At 62.3% G+C, this 22,609-nt stretch carries 17 protein-coding genes; 8 read left to right on the forward strand and 9 right to left on the reverse strand.

Annotated features, from left to right (window positions below; all coding sequences use genetic code 11):
- Positions 1-156 precede the first annotated feature (156 nt).
- Positions 157-1,119 (reverse strand): helix-turn-helix domain-containing protein, encoded by a 963-nt coding sequence (locus tag KUG85_RS07950; RefSeq protein ID WP_223004793.1) that lies wholly within the window; start codon positions 1,117-1,119, stop codon positions 157-159.
- Between the two features lie 258 nt (positions 1,120-1,377).
- Between KUG85_RS07950 and KUG85_RS07955 the strand changes: the two genes are divergently transcribed.
- The gene (locus tag KUG85_RS07955; protein WP_223004794.1) at positions 1,378-2,973 is read left to right on the forward strand and encodes an FGGY-family carbohydrate kinase; all 1,596 of its coding nucleotides are present in this window, start codon (positions 1,378-1,380) and stop codon (positions 2,971-2,973) included.
- A 29-nt stretch (positions 2,974-3,002) separates the two neighbouring features.
- Here KUG85_RS07955 and KUG85_RS07960 read toward each other — a convergent pair whose 3' ends face one another.
- From KUG85_RS07960 to KUG85_RS07985, 6 genes are all read right to left on the reverse strand, one after another.
- Complete coding sequence (locus tag KUG85_RS07960; protein ID WP_065816449.1) at positions 3,003-3,446, reverse strand: MarR family winged helix-turn-helix transcriptional regulator; 444 nt, start codon at positions 3,444-3,446, stop codon at positions 3,003-3,005.
- Between the two features lie 75 nt (positions 3,447-3,521).
- Complete coding sequence (fhuB, locus tag KUG85_RS07965) at positions 3,522-5,525, reverse strand: Fe(3+)-hydroxamate ABC transporter permease FhuB (protein WP_223004795.1); 2,004 nt, start codon at positions 5,523-5,525, stop codon at positions 3,522-3,524.
- The gene (locus tag KUG85_RS07970; RefSeq protein WP_223004796.1) at positions 5,512-6,411 is read right to left on the reverse strand and encodes an ABC transporter substrate-binding protein; all 900 of its coding nucleotides are present in this window, start codon (positions 6,409-6,411) and stop codon (positions 5,512-5,514) included. The genes fhuB and KUG85_RS07970 overlap by 14 nt, the downstream gene beginning before the upstream one ends.
- A complete protein-coding gene (locus KUG85_RS07975; protein WP_255606302.1) occupies positions 6,408-7,199 on the reverse strand; it encodes an ABC transporter ATP-binding protein in 792 nt (263 codons plus the stop codon). Before KUG85_RS07975 ends, KUG85_RS07970 begins: the two co-directional genes overlap by 4 nt.
- A 47-nt stretch (positions 7,200-7,246) precedes the next feature.
- On the reverse strand, positions 7,247-9,427 hold the full coding sequence (locus tag KUG85_RS07980; RefSeq protein WP_255606303.1) for a TonB-dependent siderophore receptor: 2,181 nt from the start codon (positions 9,425-9,427) through the stop codon (positions 7,247-7,249).
- Positions 9,428-9,538: 111 nt separating this feature from the next.
- The gene (locus KUG85_RS07985) at positions 9,539-10,609 is read right to left on the reverse strand and encodes a siderophore-interacting protein (RefSeq protein ID WP_065816565.1); all 1,071 of its coding nucleotides are present in this window, start codon (positions 10,607-10,609) and stop codon (positions 9,539-9,541) included.
- Between the two features lie 265 nt (positions 10,610-10,874).
- Here KUG85_RS07985 and KUG85_RS07990 point away from each other — a divergent pair, with 265 nt between their 5' ends.
- The gene (locus KUG85_RS07990) at positions 10,875-12,053 is read left to right on the forward strand and encodes a transporter substrate-binding domain-containing protein (RefSeq protein ID WP_223004798.1); all 1,179 of its coding nucleotides are present in this window, start codon (positions 10,875-10,877) and stop codon (positions 12,051-12,053) included.
- Between the two features lie 116 nt (positions 12,054-12,169).
- The gene (locus tag KUG85_RS07995; protein WP_223004799.1) at positions 12,170-13,999 is read left to right on the forward strand and encodes a cation:proton antiporter; all 1,830 of its coding nucleotides are present in this window, start codon (positions 12,170-12,172) and stop codon (positions 13,997-13,999) included.
- Positions 14,000-14,004: 5 nt separating this feature from the next.
- Here KUG85_RS07995 and KUG85_RS08000 read toward each other — a convergent pair whose 3' ends face one another.
- Positions 14,005-14,766: a DeoR/GlpR family DNA-binding transcription regulator gene (locus tag KUG85_RS08000; RefSeq protein WP_223004800.1), complete on the reverse strand. Its 762-nt coding sequence runs from the start codon at positions 14,764-14,766 to the stop codon at positions 14,005-14,007.
- 172 nt (positions 14,767-14,938) lie between these two features.
- On the opposite strand from KUG85_RS08000, the gene KUG85_RS08005 reads away from it, so the two are divergent.
- Genes KUG85_RS08005 through eutH form a run of 3 tightly spaced genes read left to right on the forward strand, consistent with a single transcriptional unit; the run spans position 14,939 to position 19,597 of the window.
- Complete coding sequence (locus KUG85_RS08005) at positions 14,939-15,847, forward strand: phosphotransferase family protein (protein WP_065816444.1); 909 nt, start codon at positions 14,939-14,941, stop codon at positions 15,845-15,847.
- Positions 15,847-18,306: a GcvT family protein gene (locus KUG85_RS08010; protein ID WP_223004801.1), complete on the forward strand. Its 2,460-nt coding sequence runs from the start codon at positions 15,847-15,849 to the stop codon at positions 18,304-18,306. The genes KUG85_RS08005 and KUG85_RS08010 overlap by 1 nt, the downstream gene beginning before the upstream one ends.
- Before the next feature lie 58 nt (positions 18,307-18,364).
- Positions 18,365-19,597, forward strand: coding sequence for an ethanolamine utilization protein EutH (gene eutH / locus KUG85_RS08015; RefSeq protein ID WP_065816442.1), 1,233 nt, complete (start codon positions 18,365-18,367; stop codon positions 19,595-19,597).
- Positions 19,598-19,645: 48 nt separating this feature from the next.
- On the opposite strand, the gene KUG85_RS08020 is transcribed toward eutH, so the two are convergent.
- Positions 19,646-20,371: a GntR family transcriptional regulator gene (locus KUG85_RS08020; protein ID WP_223004802.1), complete on the reverse strand. Its 726-nt coding sequence runs from the start codon at positions 20,369-20,371 to the stop codon at positions 19,646-19,648.
- A 153-nt stretch (positions 20,372-20,524) separates the two neighbouring features.
- On the opposite strand from KUG85_RS08020, the gene KUG85_RS08025 reads away from it, so the two are divergent.
- Together KUG85_RS08025 and KUG85_RS08030 are read left to right on the forward strand one after the other, a co-directional pair.
- Positions 20,525-21,646, forward strand: coding sequence for a cupin domain-containing protein (locus tag KUG85_RS08025; protein ID WP_223004803.1), 1,122 nt, complete (start codon positions 20,525-20,527; stop codon positions 21,644-21,646).
- Between the two features lie 16 nt (positions 21,647-21,662).
- Entirely contained in the window at positions 21,663-22,607 is a 945-nt protein-coding gene (locus KUG85_RS08030; protein ID WP_223004804.1) for a fumarylacetoacetate hydrolase family protein, read from the forward strand.
- The last annotated feature ends 2 nt before the right edge of the window (positions 22,608-22,609 follow it).

The following is a 22,609-nucleotide window of genomic DNA, read 5'->3' on the forward strand; positions in this document are numbered from 1 at the left end:
CTCCCGAATTCAAACCGCGTCATGCGGCATGAAGGGAAGGTTAGGCGCAGGTTTTCCGGTGCGGCAGAGGGGGAAGAGCGGGGGCATGCGCCACCTGTCTCAGAACTGCGACAGGTTGGGCGTAAAAAACGTCCCGGAAAGTCTCCCCGGAAAGCTTCAATGGGTGCGGCCGACGCCGAGCCTGGCCATCTTGCGGTGCATCGTGGCGCGGGAAATGCCGAGCTGGCGGGCGGCCTCGGAAACATTGCCGCCGGCGCTGACAAGCGCGCGCTGGAGGGCGCCGCGCTCGGCCCCGGCAAGGCCGGGCGACGTGACTTGCGGGCCGCCCAGCACGTCGCACGCGGGCAGCGGATTGGCAAGTGGGCCAGGTGGGAGGCCCAGAAGCGCGCGGGCCGTGCGGGTTGCGCCGATCACCAGATCGTCGCTGTCGACCGCGATTAGAGCGGCGGGGTCTGCCGCTGGCAGGAGCATGATGCGCGCCTGAGGATAGGCGAGGCGAAACGCTTCCGCCTCGATGCGGCGGGCGGCGTCGCCGGCCGCGGTGGCGATGAGGCTGACGAAACCCTCGGTCAGGTCGGCCCGGCAGGAGGAAACGTCGAGCGCACCCGCCAGATGGCCCTCATGATCGTAGACGGGTGCGGTGGTGCAGGAGAGAAGCGTGTTGCGGGAGTGGAAGTGCTGGTCGCGGTGGATCGTCAGCGTGCGGCGCTCCACAAGGCAGGTGCCGATGCCGTTGGTGCCTTCGCTCTGCTCGCTCCAGACCGTGCCGGTCCAAAGCCCCCACTGGCGGAAGGTTTCGTCATCGCCCGGCGTACCGCGCCGCTCCATGAGGATGCCCTGCCGGTCGGCGAGAACCACACAGCAGCCGGAACTGCCGACGGCAAGAAAAAGCTGGTCGAGCGGGGTTTGCGCGGAGCGGAGAAGCGGTTCCAGCCGCGCGCGGGCGGCGGTCAGTTCCGCATCGGAAATGCGCTCGGGCCCCCGCCGCTCGGCCGGGTCGAGCCGGTGCAGCCGGCACGAACGCTGCCACGAAGCGACAAGCGCCGACTTGGCTGCGCCATCGGAGTCCACCGCCGCCAGAACCCTGTCAGCATGATACGACAGGCCACGTCCATCCATGGTTTTCCTCCCATGCCCCGCTGGCGTCCTCCACGCCGTTTCCCTTGCCGGGCCTGTTGGTGATCTTTTACGAAGTTTCTTTGCCGGAGCGGATCTGTCAATACGACCTTTGATGACGCCAGGTCTTGTTATCGGCTTTTCCGGTTACCCCTGGCGGTGTTTCCAGTGCGGAGAGTGCTTGGAACCTGAGGCATTTTTTGACAGGATGCGGCAACTGCCGGACCTCCTTGTCCGGGTGGGGAGGTCCAGAGAGAATTGATGCGTGATTTTGTGGTGGCGGTGGACGTGGGCACGGGCAGTGCCCGCGCTGGTGTTCTTGACCGTAAAGGCAAACTGTTAGGGCGGGCGGAGCATCCGATCCGGATGAACCAGCCGGCGGCTGATTTTGCCGAGCAGGATTCGGAACAAATCTGGAATGCGGTATGCTCCTCGGTGCGCGCTGCGGTGGAACGCGCGGGCATCACGCCGCAAAGCGTTGCCGGTATCAGTTTCGATGCCACATGCTCCCTGGTGGTGCGTGGCCGCGATGGCGGACAGGTGAGTGTGTCGCCGGATGGAGAACCCCGCTGGGATACGGTGGTCTGGCTCGATCATCGTGCGCTGGCAGAAGCGGATGAGTGCACGGAAACCGGCCATCGCGTGCTTGATTATATCGGCGGCGTCATGTCGCCGGAGATGCAGACGCCCAAGCTGATGTGGCTGAAGCGCAATCTGCCAGCATGCTGGAACGCGGCTGGCCATTTTTTCGATCTGGCCGATTTCCTCACATGGAAGGCATCGGGTTCCCTCGCGCGCTCGCAATGCACACTGACCTGCAAATGGACCTACCTCGCCCATGAGGAACCGGGCTGGCAGGGCGATTTCTTTGAAACCGTCGGCATTCCGGACATGCCCGGGCGCGGGCAATTGCCCGAGCGCGCAAGCCCCATCGGCACCGACCTCGGTCCGCTCACCGCAGAGGCAGCCGACGCCCTCGGCCTGACGGAAGAGTGCCGCGTCGGTGCCGGGCTGATCGACGCCCATGGCGGGGCGCTGGGCGTGCTGGGCGGTTTTGCAGGCGAGCTCGAAAGCATCGACCGGCACATGGCGCTGATTGCCGGCACATCGAGCTGCGTCATGGCCTTTTCGCGCGAGGCGCGCCCGGTGCCGGGCGTCTGGGGGCCATATCTCGGCGCGGCGCTGCCCGGCTGCTGGCTTGGCGAGGGCGGCCAGTCCGTTTCAGGCGCGCTGCTTGATCACATCATTCGCTGGCATGCCGCCGGCGGCGAACCCAACGCGCAAGCCCATAGGCGCATCTGTGATCGCATCATGGAGATGCGTGCCGTCGAGGGATACGAGCTCGCCGCCCGGCTGCATGTCCTGCCGGACTTTCACGGCAATCGCTCGCCACTGGCCGATCCCCACGCGGTTGGCGTCATATCGGGCCTGACGCTTGATGCCTCTTTCGACAGTCTTTGCCGTCTCTACTGGCGCACCGCCATTGCCATCGCCTTCGGTATCCGCCACATCCTCGATGCGCTCAACGAGCGGGGCTATGCGATCGACACGCTTCATGTCACGGGCGGGCACACGAAGAACCCGCTCCTGATGGAGCTCTACGCGGACGCTGCCGGCTGCACGGTGGTGGAGCCGGGAGCCGAAGACGCGATGCTTCTGGGAACCGGGATGGCGGCGGCCACGGCTGCCGGGCTTTACGACAGTCTGGGGGATGCCTGCGTGGCCATGGCCCGGAAAGGCAGGGCGCGGAAACCGGACCCCGCCGCGCGGGAGCGTCTCGACCGGGATTATCGCGTCTTTCTGGAGATGCACCGGCAGCGCAGGGCGCTGGACGCGATTGCTGCGGGCGAGGCATGAAACCGGCGACCCGCGGTTTGGCGGGCTCCTTACTGAAGGTCCAGCTCCTTCGAGAGCAGTTCAATGCCCGCTGCCGCGGCGCGTCTGTCGGCGGGCTGGAGGCCCGATAGGAACGCGGAAACGCGGCTGCGCCATTCGCCGCGCACCGCCTTCAGTATGTCGCCTCCTGTCTCGCTCAGGTGGAGCTCCGTCATGCGGGAATCGAGATTTGAGCGTTCACGCAGGACGAGTCCGCCCGCGATCAACCCTTCCAGACTGCGGCTGATCGTTGATTGAAACATGCCGGTCTCTTCGGTGATCGCTTTTACATTGCATCCCGGCCTGTCGAAAATCGCGGCCATGATGATGACCTGCTGGTTGCTCAGCCGGTGGGCGCGCGCCTCGGCCGGGCGATATTGCCCGAGTTTTATGGCGAGACGCTCGAGCGCAAGTGCGGTCTGCCTTTCGAGCGATTTGACGTCACGTTGATCCAACGGGCTCGCATCCTTATCCGTAAAGGTCAATCTCTACGCGATCTTGCCGTCGGTGGAAATCTCTTCAAGGATCGTTCAGGCAGCCGATTGGGCGCGGGTGTGTGGTTGCGCGCGTTTTCCGTGTTGCCACAGAATTACGCCAAGGATCAGCGCTCCCAGGAGAACCGAAAGCAAGCCCGCCGGGAGTTCATACGGTCTGAAGATCTGGCGGCCGGTCCAGTCGGCCATGACGACCAGAATGGCGCCTGTCAGGGCGGCTCCGGGCAGTTGCACCCTTGTTCGGCGCAATCCGCAAAGGCGGGCAATGTGTGGTGCCGTCAGTCCGACGAAACTGATCGGGCCCAGAAACAGGCAGGCGGATGCTGTCAGGAGTGCGGTTGCGAGGATGATGAAAAAACGCGCAGAACCCAGCGGCAGACCGAGCGAACGGCCCGCAGCGCCACCAAGCGTCAGAATATCAAGCCAGCGCAGCGTTGAAAGCGCGATGCCAGCGCCTGCCATCGCCATGATGGCGGGCAGGGCCAGATCACCCATGCCGACGCGATAGGTCGACCCCGACATGAAGGCCAGCACAGAATTGCCGCGCGGGTCGCCCGTTGCCAGAAACGTCAGCACAAGTGCGTCGGCAAAGGCGGTGATGGCAATACCGGCGAGAATGAGCCGGCGCGGCTCGAGATCGTGCCTGCGTGCATAGGCGAGGATTGTGAGGAGGATTGCCAGCGCTCCGAAAAGGGCGCCGGTCATCTGCATGCCGGCCGTGGCGGCAGGGAGCGCGATCATGACCACGATCACGCCCATGACGGCACCGGTGGAAACACCGATGATCTCCGGGCTTGCCATCGGGTTCGAAAGCAGGCGCTGAACCAGACAGCCGGCAAGGCCGAGCGCAGCGCCGGAAAGGGCTGCCGCGAACACGCGCGCGGCACGCCAGTCCATGATGGTTTCGAAACTTATCGAGGGCAGGCCGAGCGCAATCAGGATCGCCAGCGCGAGGATCGTCATGAGAAGGAAAAGGAAGTAGCGCTCGCCGCGACCCGAAAGGCCGGCGGAAACGGGCAGGACTTCCCCGGCCGAGGATGCGCTGGCCGGCGGCAGGCGCTTCAGGAAGTAGAGCAGCAGCGGCGCTCCGAGAATCCCGGTCAGGGCGCCCGCGGGCAGAAAGCGGCCAAGGCCGCTCAGGCCGAACTGCATGCCCTGATCAACAAGGCCGAGAAGGAGTGCACCGACGAAGCCTGCCGTGAGCAGACGCGGGCCGATCCTGCGCATGCCCAGCATCGTTGCCAGATGCGGGCTTGCAAGACCGACAAAGGCGATCAGGCCGACCGTCGCCGTCACCGCCGATGCGAGAAAGATCGCAATCCCGAGAGCGAGAAAGCTGAAAAGACCGGTGGAAAGGCCGGAAGAACGCGCGCTCTCCCGCCCGAGCCCCATCAGTGCCAGAGGGCGGCTGAGAAGAAGGAGAGCGGCAGCGCCCAGCACCAGCCTGGGCAGGAGAAAATGCACGCCCTGCCAGTCATACTGGGTCAGATCGCCCGAGCCCCAGAGGAAGAGGCTGGTGAGATACTGGTTCTTGAGCAGCAAAAGGCACGTGGTCACGGCCCCCGCCGTGAAACTCACGACCATGCCTGTCAGGACGAGGCTGACGGGATCGTCCATACGACGGCCCACGAGAAGGCTGACGAGCCCCCAGGCCAGAAAGGAGCCGGCCAGCGCGACAAGGAAAGGGTGGTCGGCGTGCAGTTCGGGGGCGAGTAGAAGGGCCAAGGCCAGTGCAAGCTGCGCACCCGATGACACACCGAGCGTTGCAGGAGAGGCGAGCGGATTCTGGAGGATCTGCTGGAACACCGCACCGGCGATGCCAAGCCCCGCACCGGCAAGCAGGGCCACGGAAAGCCGGGGCAGATAGGCATACCAGTATTCGATGGAAACCGAGAGGTTCTCCGTCTGCCCGAAAATGAGCGCGGTGAGCGATTCTTCACCGCGGATTGCGGCCGTGTTCCCGGCGATGAAGAGGCAAAGCAGCACCAGGCTCGCCAGCGCCAGCAAAAGGGGAAGGGGGCGGCTCTTACGAATTGTCATTGCTGCAGTCCGGCAGGTCTGTTGCGGAAAGTTCCCGCGCGAAGGTGCGTGCCTCGGTCAGCCCGCCAAACGACCACACCGGCCGCATCATCGTGTATCGGCCCTTGCGGAGCGCGGGAATCTTTCCAAATAACCCCGTCGAAAGGACGCCGTCTCCCGCCTCGAGCATCTGGCGAACCTCGACGGGAACGGGTGAAACGATGATGAGTTCATCGTCTGGGTGGTGGAGAAGCTCGGAGACCGGAACGGTGGCGAACCCCCAGAAATTTGTCGCTCCGGTCCAGCCATTGGCGAGGCCGGCTTCTTCCAGAACCCCGCCGTAAAGGCTCCCTTCACCGAAGACGCGAACGGTCCCGCCGCGAACGAAATTGACGACGAGAAACCCGCAGGTCTTGCTTTGCGCCTCGGCTTTCTCCTGCAGGGCGGCAATTGCGCTGTCGGTGTCGGCGATAAGGGCCTCCGCCCCTTCGGGATTTTCTGCGAGATCGCCAAGCGCGCGTGTAACGCTGCGTGCATTGGCCAGCGGCGTCTTTTCCAGCGTGAAGATTGCAAAAGAGCGCACGGGAGCGATGCTTTCCAGGCGCTTTTCGATACTGGCGAACTGAGGTGATATGAGAATGAAATCGGGGTCTGCCTCTTCGAGCCGCTCCATGTCGGGTGCAAGGCGCAGGCCGAGATCTGGAGAGGAAGGGGCGGGCGCCGGCTCCTGAACCCAGTCGAGGAAGGCCGGTTTCTCCGGCACACCGCTGACCTCGACCCCAATGCCGAGCAGCGTGGTGGCAAGACCCCAGTCGAGCGCGATGAGGCGTGGCTTGCCGGTTTCCCCGGCTCCGGCACCCATTGTCGCGGAGAGCGCCAGGGCAAGCGCGAGAACGATACGCCTCATGACGCGATATATCCCACCGGGCGGCCATCGGCCGGATGCGCGAACACCTCCATGGGGATATCGTAGAGATCCGACAGAATCTTCGGTGTCATGATCTGCGAGGGCGCGTCACTGGCGATCAGCCTGCCATCGCGCAGCGCCAGGATGCGGTCGCAGAACTGGGCGGCTATGTTCAGATCATGAACGATCAGAGCGACGCCAATGCCGCGCCTGTCAACGATGTCGCGCAGAAGGGCGAGAATGCGTGCCTGATGCGCCAGATCGAGCGCGGAGGTCGGTTCGTCGAGCAGCAGGAAGTGGCGCGCCTGCGCCAGCACCATTGCGATCCACGCGCGCTGGCGCTCACCGCCCGAAAGTGTACCCACCAGCCGGTTTTCGTGCTCGCGGCTGCCGGTTTCATCGAGCGCGGTATCGACCGCGTTCCGGTCTTCGGTTGAGAGCTTGCGAAAGGGACCGTGCCAGGGATAGCGACCGAGCGCGACGAGTTCGCGCACGGTCTGGTGTTCGGCCGTCGGCAGGCTCTGCGGCAGATAGGCAACTTTGCGCGCAAAGGCGCGGCCGTTCCAGCCATTTACATCGTCTCCGGCAAAACGGACCTTGCCCGAGGTCGGCCGAAGGTGGCGGGCGAGCAGTTTCATCAGCGTGCTCTTGCCCGCGCCGTTGGGGCCGATGATGCCGTAGATGCGCCCGCAATTGAAAGAAGCGTTGAGGTCGCTGAGAATGGCCCGGCCGTTTGGCCGGAATTCCAGATTTTCAACCTCAAATCCCGTCAGACTGTGTGCATTCATTGGCATTCCATCAGCGTTTGGGTGAAAAGCGCGCCCAGGCGCGCCGGTCACCATTCAAAGGTCAGTTTGGCTTTCACATTGCGCCGGTCGCCGTAGTAACAGGCGTTCTGGCCGGCGCAGGCGGCGACATAGTGCTTATCGAAGAGGTTGCTCACATTGAGCGACAGCTCGGTCTTGTCGAACCGGTAGCCGATGCTCGCATCCGCAACCACATAATCAGGCACGGTCAGCGTGTTGGCGGCGTTGGCGTAGGATTTGCCCACATAGCGCACGCCCGCACCGACGCGCAGGCCCTCAAGTTGCCCGCCGAAACGATGGTTGACCCACAGCGAGGCCATCTGCTGCGGGACACCGATCGGCACCATGCCCTGATCGCCATTGTTGGAACGGGTGATCTCCAGATCGTAATTCGTGTAGGAGGCCACGATGTCCCAGCGTTCGGCGAGGTTTGCCTGCGCCTGCAGTTCGATGCCGCGCGAGCGCACCTCGCCGGTCTGCACCTTGAAGTTCGGATTGGCCGGGTCGTTGGTCAGAACGTTTTCGCGCGTCAGGTCGAACCAGGCAGCGGTCAGCCGGAACCGGTCGAGTGGGTCCTGATATTTAACGCCGACCTCATATTGCTCAGCGGTTTCCGGGTCGAACGGATTGCCGTTGATGTCGGTGCCGGACAGCGGGTCGAACGAGGTCGCATAGCTCGCATAGGGGCGCAGACCCGGCAGCACCTCATAGCTTGCACCGATGCGGCCGGTGAGCGCCGTGTCGTCGCGGTCGGTGCGCGATCCCGTCAGATGGTTGTCAAACCGGCTCGACACCCAGTCGTGCCGCAGGCCCGCCGTCACATCGAGGCGGTCGGTCAGCGCAATCTGGTCCTGCACGTAGAGGCCGATGCGGTGCGAGCGCGTGGTCGAATCCGTCGAGTAGGCGGGTCTTTGGACGTTGATCCCGTAAACGGGATTGAGAATGTCGATAATGTAAAAATTTCCGCTCGGATCGTCGCCATAACCGGCGCGGTTGTCGAAGACCTCGTAGCGATAGTCCAGGCCGGCCAGAAGCTGGTGACTTACCGGGCCCGTGTCGAGTGTTTTTTCGATGCGGTTGTCGGTCTGGAAGGCACCGATGCTGTCATCCGTGGCAAGTGCCTGGCGGGCGAGCAGATTGTCGGGGTAACCCGGCAGGTAGCTGCTCACGAGGCCCACGCCATAGAGCGTTTCGTATTCGGTTGAAATGTAGGAATAGCGCGAATCCTGCGAGAATTTCAGGCCGTTCTCGAATTCGTGCTCGAACTCGTAGCCGAGCATCATCTGATTGCGGTCGTAACGGTCGAAATTCGTGTCGGCGCTGAAGAAGTCGGTCGGAATGCGCCCGAAGGAAGCCGGGCGCACGGTCGCATCGTAAGGCAGAAAGCTCGTCACCGTGCCGGTGCGGTCCATCTGGAACTTGCCCATGATGGTGAGTTCGGTTCCCGCCTGCGGTTTGAAGGTTATGGAAGGGGCGAGATAGAGCCGGTTGTCGTCGACATGATCGACCTGCGTTTCGCCAAGGCGGCCGAGCGCAGTGAAGCGGGCATAAACGCCGTCGTGGCCGGGCAGGGCGGCGTTGAGGTCGAGGGCAACCTCTCCTTTTTTTGGCCAGCCGCCCGCGACCGACGCGCGATAGAACGTGTTTTCCTGCGGGCGCTTGGAAATCAGATTGATGAGCCCGCCAGGGCTTCCCGCCCCGAACAGCGCGGAGCTCGGTCCGAGCAACACTTCCTGGCGCTCGAGGCCGTAGGGCTCAACGCGGAAATTGGCGAAAGCCTGCGAGCGCAGCTGCAGGCCGTCCAGATAGAGACCGCGGGCCTGGGCCGAGAACCCGCGCATGAAGAACCAGTCATAGCGCGTGTCGGCACCATAGGCTTCGCTGCGGATGCCGGGCGTATAACGCACCGCCGCGCCGACGCTGTCGGCACCCTGCATGTCCATCTGGTCGCGGGTGACAACCGAGATCGACTGCGGCACGCGGTCAATCGGCGTGTTCGTTTTGGTGGCTGTGGCGCTGTTCTCTGCCACGAACCCGTCATCTGGCCCCACGGGTGAAGCGGAGATGCTGTCACTCTCGACCACAAGACGCTCCAAAGTGGTGCTTTTCTCCGCACTGTCCTGTGCATGTGCAGTGAATATGGGCGCCGTTGACAAAAGCAGTGCTGCCGCCAGACGGCTGGTGGGTAAAGAGGAACTGGACCTGCGCATATCTGATCTCATCCGCGATTTTAAATAGCGGTGCTATATATTTTTACATGATAATACGAGTCAACTTAAAACCGTTCCTCCGGACGGTTTCCCTCTGCTTTCGGTTGCGGCTCAATGCACACCAGCCACACCGCACCGCCAGTAGGACACAACCAGATGCTGCGCGTTCGGCAGCCGTAGCGATTTGCGCAGATGGCCGCGTATGGCCTTGAAGGCGGAGAACTCGCATCCGGCCCAGACAAAGAGGTCAGGGTCGTCACCTTTGATGGGCAACGCCTTTGCCGCTTCTTCCAGAAGCGTCGTGCTGCCGGCTGCCCGGTCATCGCGCACCAGCCATTCGAGATCGAGTTCCGCGCGTGTCGCCAGGGGCTGGGTTTCGGAATGATTGGCGACCTCCACGCGAACGATTGCTTTCGTCTGGCTGGACAACCCCTCCAGAATGCGGGCAATTGCCGGCAGGGCGGTCTCGTCGCCCAGGAGCACCAGCCTGTGCGCCTCGGGCGCCTCACCGCCTCCGGGGCCCGTCATGCCGACAATGTCGCCCGGTTTCGCCTGCGCGGCCCAACCAGCGCCCGGATAGGCATCGCCTTCATGGAGGACCATATCGACATCGACATGCCCCCGGTCCACGTCGATTGCCCTGATCGTGTAGACGCGGGCGACTGGCCTGTTCTCGTCGTCGGGCCAGATCGCTTCACCGTTCTTTCCGATGCAGGGCCATGAAGGGCTGGCGGTGCCGGCGGGAGGAAACAGAAGCCGCATATGAAGGCCGCCACGTGCGAAACGGGCAAGGTTTTCCCCCGCAAGCCGGACCCGTTTCATGAAAGGTGTCAGGTTTTCCGCGGAGACGACGCGCATTTCCCGAAAATAGGGAAGCAGCATGCCGGGTGTGTTGTCGCTCTGCCAGTCAAGATCGAGATCTTTGTCGAGGGATTGCAGGCGGTGGGTGATTCCGAGCTGAAGATAGGCGAGGGACGTTCGGTCTTCGGCGTCAAGCAGGATGTCCATGTTGGAAGACTGCGGCTTTAGGGCGATGCGCCCGAGGGAATGCTGCAACTGCCATCCCGTCGTGGTTTCCTCCACCACCGCCCCTGCATCGCCTGCCGCGAAGGCCTCCAGCAACTGCTTTTCCGGATTGAATGGGAGGCGTAACTGTGCGCGGAACGAACCATGCGTGGTCATGAACACATCCTGCTTTTGAAAATTAATTGGAGTTTTATAGTCATATTAAATGACATTGCAACGGCTGGGTGCATCCTGACCGTGGCGAACGGAAAATTTGGCGTCGTTCCACAGGGAGCAGACAAAAGTCTGTCGTGACGGGGTTGCAGCCGGACATATGATCTGCACCATAGACCGGACAGTCGTCACCACCTGCACGGGTCTAGATGTGCGAGGTCATGTCCGGTGGTCATCTGCTGATTTGAACCAGAGAAGCCGTCATCTCATGTCTTTCCTGAATTCCCATCATCCCGACATCGACGTGGAGAACAGGTTCCGGATTTCGTCTGTCTCCACCGCCCGCACATGGCGCTCGCTTGGGTTTCTCACCCTTCTCTGCCTGTCATTGATGCTTGGGGCGGGGCAGAAGGCGCAGGCACAGGCGGATGCCGGTGCAGACGAAGGGAGAAGAAGTGTCGATGTGGGTGTCTATGTCAGCCCGCCTTTCGTTAGCGAGGAGTCGGGGAAATATGACGGCATGGCCATCGATCTCTGGGAGATCATCGCCGGAAAGCTGGGGCTCGCCACCCGCTATGTGGCATTCACAAACCTGAAGGATCTGGTCGAGGCCACACGTACGGGCCAGGTCGATGCCGCCGTTACCAACCTGACAATCACGCGCAAGCGTGCGGGAATCTTGTCCTATACGCAGCCCTGGTACGATGCCGGTCTGCGCATCATGGTGCCGGAAACGGGGTCTGCCGGCATTCAGAGCGTCATAACGGGGTTAAGAAATGCGGGGCATCTGCGTGCCTATGCATGGCTTGCGTTCGTCATCGTCCTGGCGACCATTCTCATCACCCTGTTCGACCGCAGGTTTGACAGGGATTTTCCCCGGCGCTGGCGCGAGGGGCTGGCAGAGAGCTTCTACCAGGTCATGTCGGTGGCGACATCCGGAAAGGCCTCGCGGAAAAATCTGTTCGGCTGGCAAGGGCGCATCTGGTCGGCAATCTGGATGGTTTTCGGTGTCGCGGTTGTTGCCTATATCACCTCCTCCGTGACAAGCGTCATGACGGCGGTGTCAATCGAGCAGGGCGTCACCTCCCTGGCTGATCTACCCGGCAAAACATCGGGCGTTTTCACCGGAAGCGCGTCGGAGGACTATCTGAACGAGATCGGTATCGGAACGCACTCCTACCCGGGACTGGAGGAAGCGGTTGCGGCCCTTGAAGCGGGCCGGATCGAGGCGATCGTGGCAGATGCGCCAACTCTTGAGCACTATGTGCATGTCCATCCCCAGCAGGAGATGGAAGTCGTGGGCAGCCTGTTCCATCCCGATAAATACGGCTTCGCCTTCCCTCTCGAGAGCGATCTGACGACACCGGTCACGCTTGAGATACTCAATCTCCAGGAAAGCGGTGCCATAGAAGAGCTGCGGCTTGAGTATTTCGGCAACGCGCTTTGACTATTCCCGCATCCGCAATTGATCCGCGACCGGAGCCGGAAGATTGACTATTGTTGCCATGATGCTCACTGGCCGCCCGGCTGCCCCAATCTCTCACGGATAAACGGATTTGCTCCATGCATGACATTGGATTGAAGATCGCGCTGATCGGCGTGATGGGCATGGGCGCGCAGTGGCTCGCCTGGCGGCTGCGTCTTCCGGCCATTGTGCTTCTGCTGCTCGCCGGCGTTCTCGCCGGTCCGGCCACCGGGTTCGTAAACCCGACCGAGGATTTCGGCGCCATCTACCGGCCGCTCGTCTCGCTTGCGGTCGCGATTATCCTGTTCGAGGGCGGGCTCACGCTCAATTTCAAGGAGATCAGTGAGACTTCGACGGCGGTGCGCCGCATTATCATCATCGGTGGCCCGATGGTCTGGGTGATGACCGCGCTTTCGGCACACTATATTGGCGGGCTTTCGTGGCCGACAGCCGTTGTGCTCGGCGCCATTCTGGTGGTGACTGGCCCTACCGTCATCACACCGCTTCTGCGTCAGGCGCAGCTCGCCGCGCGCCCGGCCTCGCTGCTCAAATGGGAGGCCATCGTCAACGATCCGATCGGGGCGCTCTTTGCCGTTGTCGCGTTCGAGGTCATTCTCGTGCTGATCGGGCAGCATCAGGGCGGCAGCCTCGCCTATGTGGTGGCCGCAGCTTTCGTCGTTGCGGTTGCCGGCGGTTATCTGGCGGCGCGGGCCATCCACTGGGCGTTTGTGCGCGGTGTTGTGCCGGAATTCCTCAAGGCGCCGATCCTGCTTGCCACGGTGCTCCTGGCCTATGCACTGACCAATCTCGTGCTCGAGGAGGCGGGGCTCCTGACGGTCACGGTCATGGGCATCGTCCTGGCAAACACCCGCATTGCGAGCCTCGCCGAGATGCGGCGTTTCAAGGAAACGATCACGGTTTTCCTGGTCTCCGGGATATTCATCCTGCTCACGGCGTCGCTCACCGTCGACGATTTTCGAAGCCTCGACTGGCGCGCGGTTCTTTTTGTCGGATCCGTTCTTTTTGTCGTGCGCCCGCTGGCGATCATGACCGCCACGGCCGGATCCGGCGCAACCCTTGCTGAGCGCACACTTTCAAGCTGGATCGCGCCGCGCGGTGTGGTGGCCGTCGCCGTGTCGGGCCTGTTTGGCGGCGCCCTGGCAGATGCCGGGATCGCCGATGCAAACCGTATGGTGGCCTTCACCTTCGCCGTGGTTGTCACAACGATCGTGCTGCACGGTTTCACACTCGGTCCGCTGGCTTCGCTTCTAAACCTGAAAAGCGCTGACAAGCCCGGCCTCCTGATAGCCGGCGGGCCGAGATGGGCCATCGATCTGGCGCGCAAGCTGCGCGATATGGATGTGCCGGTCATGATCGCAGACCCGAACTGGAACCATATCGCGGAAGCGCGTCTTTCCGAAATACCAGTGTTCTACGGCGACATACTCTCGGAAGAAGCGCATCACAGCATTGACCCGAAGCGGTTTTCGACGCTGATCGCCGTCACCGACAATGACGCATACAACTCGCTCGTCTGCACCGATTTCGCACCGGAGCTTGGGCGCTCGCACGTCTATCAGCTCGGACGCGGGGCGGATCAGTCGAAGCGCATGTCGCTCAACTTCACCCTCGGCGGACGTCCGCTTACCGAAGACGGCGTGGACTTCCGCGCCCTGCGCGAACGGCACTGGCAGGGCTGGACCTTTCAGGCGACGAAGCTTTCCGACGAGTTCGACTACGATGCCTATCTGAAAAGCCGGGCCGAGGAGACGATTGTGCTTCTGTGGGTAAAACCCTCCGGCAAGATCGTTTTTGCCGCCGGCGCCACGGGCACGCCGTCGGTCGATGATCGCGTGGTCAGCTTCACGCCCGCAAGGGACCGGCGGGCCGCTGCCAGCAATGAAACCGCTTCACAGGAAAAGGCCTGAGCGCGTCATGTGTCGCTTGTCACCCTGATCTCGGCCTGGCGAAGCACATCGGCAAGGTCGGCCGGTGGCGGGCGGTCGACAATCAACTCATCGACCTCGGTGAGGGCGCACACCCGGACGAGCCCCTTCTGCCCGAACTTGGAAGCGTCGGTGACAACGACGCGGCGCCGGCCGCGGGCAAGCACGGCATTGCCGAACTGCGCTTCCTCCAGATCATAGTCCATAATGCCGGTAACCGCGTTCACGGCACCGGCGGAAATGATGGCGTGATCGACGCTGAAGCGGCTGATGAACTCGATGGCTGAAAAGCCCAGCGCCGAGCCGCTGTCGCTCCGCAGCTCCCCGCCGGCCATGTAGACCTTGTTGCCGTTGACGGTCGCCAGCGTGCGGGCGATGTCGGATGAATTGGTCACGACGGTGAGTTGCCGGTGGTCGAGCAGTGCGCGCGCCAGAAGGCTTGTCGTGGTGCCTGTGTCGAGCATCACTGATTCCCCGTCGCGGATCGTCGCGGCGGCAAGCCGGGCAATGGTTTCCTTCGCCTCGCGGTTTTCCCGCATCCGGCGCTCAAACGGTGCTTCGTTGACGACGGAGGGCAGGGCGATCGCGCCGTGCATGCGCACGATTTCACCGCGTCCGGCGAGCGCTTTCACATCGCGCCGCACCGTTTCGACCGAAACGTCCAGATGCTGGGCGAGGTCGTTCACACCCATCGTGCCTTCCTTCGTGAGAAGGTCGAGGATCTGACCATGGCGCGGTGAATAGCTCATGTTTTCTCTCTGTGTGAGATGACCGTTTCTAACGTATTTTGACCGATTTATCCTGAAAATGATTCCAGAAAATGAGAAAATCGGTCAAATAACCACATTTTTGTGTTGACTTCCCATTGGCTGACATCAATTCTTTCCGCAAAACAGGCGGCCAAAGGCTGCGGGAGGAGATATGGTGGACGCTCGGAATATCACCACCGCGCGCTCTGAACAGATCGCTGCCTTGCCGATCTGGAGCGGGGCTATCGACATTAAGCCGATGGTCGGCGGGATCAGCAACGAAAGCTGGCTCGTCACCGACAACAGGGGCGGGCATGTTGTCCGTTTCGGCAAGGATTACCCCTTTCACCACGTTCTCCGCGACCGTGAATTGATGACGGCGCGTGCTGCCGAAGAAGCGGCTCTCGCGCCTGCAGTCGAGCATGCGGAGCCCGGCGTCATGGTCTGCCGGCACCTCAATGCCAAGACCTACGCCGAGGCCGATGTGCGCGCCAATATCGAGCGGGTGGCGCTCATCGTGCGCGCTTTTCATCGCAAGATGCCGCACCACGTTTCGGGGCCCGGCTTCATGTTCTGGCCTTTCCATGTGATCCGCGATTATGCGCGCACGCTGGAGAACGGCAAGAGCCGGATGGTGGAGCAATTGCCCGCCTATCTGGCGCTTGCCGACGAACTGGAAGCGGTGCAGGAGCCGCTGCCCATTGTGTTCGGCCACAACGATCTCTTGCCGGCCAATCTCCTCGATGATGGCGAAAGGCTCTGGCTGATCGATTTCGAATATGCCGGGTTCTCGACGCCCATGTTCGACCTCGCGGGCCTTTCCTCCAATGCCAGCTTCTCCGACGAGGAGAGCGAGGCGCTGCTTGGCTATTATTTCGACCGCACGCCGGAGACACCGCTGCGCCGCTCAATGGCGGCAATGCAATGCGCGTCGCTTCTGCGGGAGGCCATGTGGAGCATGGTCTCCGAACTCTATCTCGATGCGCCCGGCACGGACTACGTCGCCTATACGCATGAGAACCTGTCGCGGCTGGAGGCTGCACTGGACACTTTCTATTCTCAATACGGACGCCTCTCCTGATGACCCAGCCTCTTCCTTCCCATGCCCAGATCGTTGTCATCGGTGGCGGTATCATCGGCTGCTCGACAGCCTATCACCTCGCCCGTGATCACAAGGCGGATGTCGTTCTCCTGGAACAGGGCAAGCTGACATCCGGCTCCACCTGGCATGCGGCCGGGCTGGTCGGGCAATTGCGGTCTTCGGCCTCAATCACGAAAGTGCTGAAATACTCGGTCGATCTCTACAAGCGACTGCATGAAGAAACCGGTCTTGAGACCGGCTGGAAGATGACGGGCTGTCTGCGGCTGGCGACGAATGAGGACCGCTGGACCGAATTTCGCCGGCTTGCCACAACAGCACGCAGTTTCGGCATGGACATGGAACTGGTCGGTCCCGAAGAGGTGAAGCGGATGTGGCCGCTGATGGACACGTCCGATCTTCTGGGTGCGTCATGGCTGCCGACCGACGGTCAGGCCAGCCCCTCCGACATCACCCAGTCGCTCGCCAAGGGCGCGCGCATGCATGGTGCGCGTCTCTTCGAGGGCGTGCGCGTGACCGGTTTCGAAATGGATGGCGACCGCATCACGGCGGTTGAGACCAATCGCGGGCGTATCGTCTGCGAGACGGTGGTGAACTGCGGCGGCCAGTGGGCGCGCCAGATCGGCGCAATGGCCGGCGTCTCGGTGCCGCTGCATCCGGTGAAGCACCAGTATATCGTGACCGAGAAGATTGACGGATTGACCTCCGACACGCCGACCGTGCGCGACCCCGATCGGCGCATCTATTTCAAGGAAGAAGTGGGCGGTCTGGTGATGGGCGGCTATGAGCCGAACCCGCAAAGCTGGGTGACCGGGCTGCCGGGCGGCGACGTGCCCAATGAGTTCGAGTTCCAGCTCTTCGACGATGATTTCGATCATTTCGAACAGCACATGACGCAGGCCATCGAGCGCGTGCCCGCCCTTGGCGAAGCGGGCGTTCGGCAGATGATCAACGGGCCGGAGAGCTTCACGCCCGACGGCAACTTCATTCTCGGACAGGCACCCGAATGCGCCAACATGTTTGTCGGCGCAGGCTTCAACGCTTTCGGCATCGCCGCTGGCGGCGGCGCGGGCTGGGTGCTTGCCGAATGGGCCGTGCGCGGCGAAGCGCCGCTCGACCTCTGGGTGGTCGACATTCGCCGCTTCTCGACGCTTCATGAAGACCGCAAATGGGTGGAGGAGCGCACGCTCGAAGCCTATGGCAAACACTACACCGTGGCTTTCCCGCACGAGGAGTATGAAAGCGGCCGGCCGCGCATCGTTTCGCCCCTTTACGAACGTCTGAAAAAGCACCGCGCCGTGTTCGGCTCGAAGCTCGGATGGGAGCGGCCCAACTGGTTTGCGCCCGAAGGCATGGAGCCTCGCGACGACTATTCCATGGGTCGTCAGAACTGGTTCGGGCCGGTGGGTGAGGAGCATGCCCATGTGCGCGAAAAGGTTGGTGTGTTCGACCAGTCCTCCTTTGCCAAATACGAGATGACGGGCCCGGATGCGGCGGATGCGCTTGAGCGGATCTGCTCCAATTACGTGGCCAAGCCAGCCGGACGCCTGACCTATACGCAGATCCTCAACTCGCGCGGTGGCATCGAATGCGACCTCACCGTGGCGCGCCTTGCCGATGACCGCTTCTACATCGTCACCGGTACCGGTTCGCGCACCCATGATTTTGGCTGGATCAGGCAGCATCTGCCGGCGGGTGCGGATGCCCGGCTTGTAGATGTGACCGAGGCGTATGGTACGCTTTCGCTGATGGGACCCCGCGCGCGGGACGTGCTTTCGTCGGTGACGGATGCAGATGTGAGCAATGACGCCTTCCGCTTTGGCCGCGTGCAGGAGATCGAGATCGCCGGGCACAGGGTGCGTGCCATGCGCGTGACCTATGTGGGAGAGCTGGGCTGGGAACTGCATGTGCCCATCGAAGGGACCGGCGACGTTTTCGACGTGCTGATGGAGAAGGGCCGCGCCCATGACATTCGCCCGGTCGGCTATCGGGCCATCGAGTCGCTCCGTCTTGAAAAGGGCTATCGCGCCTGGGGTTCCGACGTCACACCGAATGACAACCCGTTCGAAGCGGGGCTCGGCTGGGCGGTGAAACTGCGCCGCGACACACCTTTTATCGGTCGTGAGGTCTGTGAGGCGGCGGCCGCCAATCCGCTGACAAAGCAACTGGCCTGTTTCACGACCGAGGACCCGGACGTGGTGCTGCTTGGCCGGGAGACCATCCTGCGCGATGGCGAGCCGGTCGGCTATCTGACCAGCGGTGGCTATGGCTACACGGTCGGGAAGCCCATCGGCTACGGCTATGTGCGCTCGGAAGACGGTGTCGACGACGTGTTTCTGGCATCGGGAAAGTACGAACTCATCGTGGCGAACGAACGCTTCGCCGCCACGCTTCATATGGCGCCGCTCTACGATCCGCCGGGGGAACGCGTGAAGGGCTGATCGAAAAACCGGCGCACAAGATGCCGGGGCGCATTTCGCACACTGGGAGGGAAGGCAAATGGCTTCAATCGGTACCTACGTCATCTACATCATCATGGCATGCGCGGTCGCCGGCGCAATCGCCTCGATCCGCAACCCGGAAACGGGGCTCGGCAAGGAGTTCATCGAGGGGCTTCATTCCATCGGCCCGATTTTCATACCCGTGGCCGGCATCATGGCCGCGATCCCCTATCTTTCGGAGTTTATCCGGGCGGTCGCCGGGCCGCTCTTTGCGATGATCGGGGCCGATCCATCCATCGCGGCAACGACGGTGATCGCCGTCGATATGGGCGGTTATCAGCTTGCCGACGCGCTGGCACAGTCGCGCGATGCCTGGATGATGGCGACCGTCGTCGGTTACATGTCGGGCGCGACGATCATCTTCTCCATTCCGGTCGGTCTGGCGATGCTGGCAAAATCCGACCACAAATATATGGCGCTCGGCATCATGTCGGGCATCTTAAGCGTGCCGGTCGGCGTTTTCATCGCGTGTACGCTGATCGCCATGACGGGGCTCGACATCAGGCCCGATGTCTCCACGAGCTCGGAGGCGAGCTATCAGATTGCGCTGACCGTTGTCGACATTCTGCGCAATCTTCTGCCGCTGATTGTCTTCTGCGTCGCCATCGCCCTTGGCCTGCGCTTCGCGCCCGACGCCATGATCACCGGTTTCCTCTGGTTCGGTCGCATCATGTATGCCGGCATCACGCTGGTTCTTGTGGCTTCGATCGTGGAGTATTTCACCGGCTTTTTCTCCACCGTGTTCGGCTCCTGGGGTTTTGATCCCATCATTGCCGATGAACAGGACCAGTTCCGCGCTCTGGAGATCGCCGGCTATATCGGCATCATGCTCGCCGGTGCGTTTCCGATGGTCTATCTTCTGACCAAATATCTGGCGGGTCCCATGCAGGTGATTGGCGCACGCATCGGCGTTTCGCCGGAAGGTGCGGCGGGGCTTCTGGCGGCAAGCGCCAACATTCTCGCCATGTACCGCCTGGTCGGCCAGATGCAGCCGCGCGACAAGGTTCTGGCCATCGCATTTGCTGTATGCGCGGCATTCACCTTCGGCGATCATCTGGCATTTTCGGCCAATTTCCAGCCGACGATGATCCTGCCGCTGATGCTCGGCAAGCTGCTCGGCGGCGCGGCAGGTTTCATGCTGGCGGTATGGCTGTCGGTGCCGAAGGCGGAAGAGCTGGCCCTGCGTGAAGCCGGGACGGCGGCGGAAGCGCGCCCGGTGCCCGCAGAATAGCAGTGGCTCGAAAACGTGTGCGGCCGGCAGTGGCCGCACATCCTGACATTAAGCGCTTGCGCCGGCCGGCATCGGCTTCGCGTCCGGCTGGTATCGGGCGGAAAGCGTTTCCCCGGTGCGCCGATAGTGCCGGCTCAGGAGAGCGATTGCCTTTTCGGCATCGCGCGCGATGGTCGCGTCCATGATCTCCTGATGCTCCAGCGTGAGATCGCGAGAGGGGCGGGCGCGGGGCCCGCCGAGAACCGGGAAGCGATAACGCTCGGTTTCCACATAGAGCTTGTCCGAAAAATCGAGAAGCCAGTTTGACCGGCAGGCGCTGATGAGTGCGCGGTGAAACCGGTGATGCCGGTCTTCGAGCGCCTTCATCTCATCCATGGGTGGCGCGTCCATCTGCTCCAGTTTCTTGGCTTTAAGGGAAAGCCCGTGAAAAGCCGAGATCACCTCCGTTTCCCAATCGTCATCGCCGAACTCGATGGCGCGACGCAGCGCCTCAGCCTCGATGTGGATCCTTGTGTCGACCGCATCCCACATCTCGGTCAGCGAAAGCGGCGCGACGGTAAAGCCGCGCAGCGCGACCGACATGACGAGACGCTCGCTGTGCAGGCGGTTCAGCGCCTCGCGCAGGGGAGAATAGCCCAGCCCGTAACGCTGCTTGAGGTTCTCAAGCCGCAGCGGGCTGCCGGCCTCCAGCGTGCCGCTGACAATGTCCCAGCGTAGCTTCTGATAGGCCTCTTCCGTCAGCGTGGTTTCACGCGGGTTCTTCTTTCCCGACACGTCTTCTCCCCGGCATTGCTGCTTCGGTTTTTCAGGAGAACAGCATAGCACAGCGTCTTGCGCAACAAACGAAAAAAACCAGATTTTCGAAAATATCTATTTACAGCGAAAATCCGGCTGTTATCTTTCCGTCATTGAAGAGTGGAGGTTGAGATGTCGTCAGGCAGGGAAAACTACCGCGAGGACGTGGCGGGCCGCGCCAATGTGGAGGATACGCCGGAGCTTCTGGCCTATTACGACGAGCTGGAGGCGCTGGAGGCGGGGGCGCTCTGGACCGTCGCCAACAAGATCGAGCCCTGGGAGCCGCAGTCCTCGTCCGTGCCGATGATCTGGCGCTATCGCGATCTGCGCGAGCACGTCTTGCGTTCGGTCGAGCTGGTAACGCCGGAAAAAGCCGGTCGCCGTGTGATCTATCTCAACAATCCGGGTCGTCGCGAATTCGCCGCCGCTGTCGGCTGGCTCTATTCGGGTCTCCAGGTCATGCATCCGGGCGAGGCTGCGTCCGCGCACCGGCACTCGGCCTCTGCGCTGCGCTTCATCATGGAGGGTTCGGGCGCCTACACCATCGTCGATGGCCACAAGATGACGCTCAACGCCAACGACTTCGTGCTGACGCCAAACGGCACCTGGCACGAACACGGCGTTGAGGAAAGCGGCAGCCCCTGCATCTGGCAGGACGGGCTTGATATCCCGTTGGTCAACACGCTCGAAGCGAATTTCTATGAAGTCCACCCGGACCTGCGGCAGGCGGTCGGTTTTGCTGTCGATGACATGACGAAGACCTGGGGCAATCCGGGTCTGACGCCGGGCGGTGGCGCCTGGGACAAGGGTTATTCTCCGCTCTACAAATATGAGTGGGAGCGCACTTATGAAGCGCTGAAGCGCTATGCCGACGCGACCGACGGCTCGCCCTATGACGGCGTGATGATGGAATACATCAACCCGGTCACGTCGGGCCCCGTCATGCAGACCATCGGCGCCAGCATGCAGATGCTGCGCCCCGGCGAAAAGACGAAGGCGCACCGTCACACAGGCAGCTATCTCTATCAGGTGGCGAAGGGCAAGGGCTACTCGATCATCGGCGGCAAGCGGCTCGACTGGCAGGAACGCGACATTTTCTGCGTGCCATCCTGGGCATGGCACGAACACGCCAATCTGTCCGACAGCGACGATGCCTGCCTGTTCTGTTTCAACGACCTTCCGGTGATGCGTTCGCTCGGTCTCTACCGGGAAGAAGCGCTGGCCGACAATGGCGGTCACCAACCACAAGACTGATCAAGGACATATCTGAATGCGACTGGTTACCTACAGGGCCACGGTCGAGGCGCCCGCGCGTCTTGGCGTCATCGAGGGCGAGAGCGTTGTCGACGTGGAAGCGCTCGGCATTGCCTTTGGCGAGGACTTCCCCGCCTCCATGCTGGAGCTGATCGATCTCGGTCCGGATGGGCTGGCGGCGCTGAAACGGCTTCTGGACGAGGCGCGCGGTGCATGGCCGGTGCGCACGACCGTTCCGCTCGCCAATGTGCGATTGCTTGCACCCATCCCGCGGCCCCGCAAGAACATCTTCGGCATCGGCCTCAACTATGTGGAGCATGTGGAGGAATCGAGCCGCACGCTCGACACGTCAAAGGACCTGCCCAAGGAGCCGGTCATTTTCAGCAAGCCGCCCATGGCGGTTGTCGGGCCGGACGATCCAATCGAGCACAATGCCTCGATCACACAGCAGCTCGACTGGGAGGTGGAGCTTGCCGCGATCATCGGGCGCAAGGCCACCAAGGTGAGCGAGGAAGATGCGCTTTCCTATGTGTTCGGATACAGCGTGATGATCGATGTCAGTGCGCGCGACAACCGCCGCGCCGGTCAGTGGATCTATTCCAAGGGACAGGACAGCTTTGCGCCATTCGGTCCCTGCATCGTCACTGCCGACGAAATCGGAGACCCGCACGATCTCGACCTCTGGCTCACCGTCAATGGCGAGCGCAAGCAGGGATCGAACACGAAGCACATGCTGTTCAAGATACCGACGCTCATCTCCGACATCTCGGCCGCCATCACGCTCGATCCCGGCGACATCATAGCCACCGGCACGCCCGAAGGCGTCGGTGCGGGCCGCGATCCGCAGGAATGGCTATGGCCTGGAGATGTGGTGGAAGCCTGTGTCGAGGGCATCGGCACGATCCGCCATCCGGTTGTGGCCGTCGGCAATGATTTCTCACGTCAGCGCAAGGCCGGATGATC

The sequence above is a fragment of the Nitratireductor rhodophyticola genome (assembly GCF_019891355.1).
In the GTDB taxonomy this organism is placed as follows: Bacteria; Pseudomonadota; Alphaproteobacteria; order Rhizobiales; family Rhizobiaceae; genus Nitratireductor; species Nitratireductor rhodophyticola.

Coding starts and splice junctions, on each gene's coding strand:
- KUG85_RS07950 (WP_223004793.1), bottom strand. CDS start 1,119: ATGGATGGACGTGGCCTGTCGTATCATGCTGACAGGGTTCTGGCGGCG.
- KUG85_RS07990 (WP_223004798.1), top strand. CDS start 10,875: ATGTCTTTCCTGAATTCCCATCATCCCGACATCGACGTGGAGAACAGG.
- KUG85_RS07980 (WP_255606303.1), bottom strand. CDS start 9,427: ATGCGCAGGTCCAGTTCCTCTTTACCCACCAGCCGTCTGGCGGCAGCA.
- KUG85_RS08010 (WP_223004801.1), top strand. CDS start 15,847: ATGACCCAGCCTCTTCCTTCCCATGCCCAGATCGTTGTCATCGGTGGC.
- KUG85_RS07985 (WP_065816565.1), bottom strand. CDS start 10,609: ATGACCACGCATGGTTCGTTCCGCGCACAGTTACGCCTCCCATTCAAT.
- KUG85_RS07975 (WP_255606302.1), bottom strand. CDS start 7,199: ATGAATGCACACAGTCTGACGGGATTTGAGGTTGAAAATCTGGAATTC.
- KUG85_RS07970 (WP_223004796.1), bottom strand. CDS start 6,411: ATGAGGCGTATCGTTCTCGCGCTTGCCCTGGCGCTCTCCGCGACAATG.
- fhuB (WP_223004795.1), bottom strand. CDS start 5,525: ATGACAATTCGTAAGAGCCGCCCCCTTCCCCTTTTGCTGGCGCTGGCG.
- KUG85_RS08030 (WP_223004804.1), top strand. CDS start 21,663: ATGCGACTGGTTACCTACAGGGCCACGGTCGAGGCGCCCGCGCGTCTT.
- KUG85_RS08025 (WP_223004803.1), top strand. CDS start 20,525: ATGTCGTCAGGCAGGGAAAACTACCGCGAGGACGTGGCGGGCCGCGCC.
- eutH (WP_065816442.1), top strand. CDS start 18,365: ATGGCTTCAATCGGTACCTACGTCATCTACATCATCATGGCATGCGCG.
- KUG85_RS07995 (WP_223004799.1), top strand. CDS start 12,170: ATGCATGACATTGGATTGAAGATCGCGCTGATCGGCGTGATGGGCATG.
- KUG85_RS08000 (WP_223004800.1), bottom strand. CDS start 14,766: ATGAGCTATTCACCGCGCCATGGTCAGATCCTCGACCTTCTCACGAAG.
- KUG85_RS08005 (WP_065816444.1), top strand. CDS start 14,939: ATGGTGGACGCTCGGAATATCACCACCGCGCGCTCTGAACAGATCGCT.
- KUG85_RS07955 (WP_223004794.1), top strand. CDS start 1,378: ATGCGTGATTTTGTGGTGGCGGTGGACGTGGGCACGGGCAGTGCCCGC.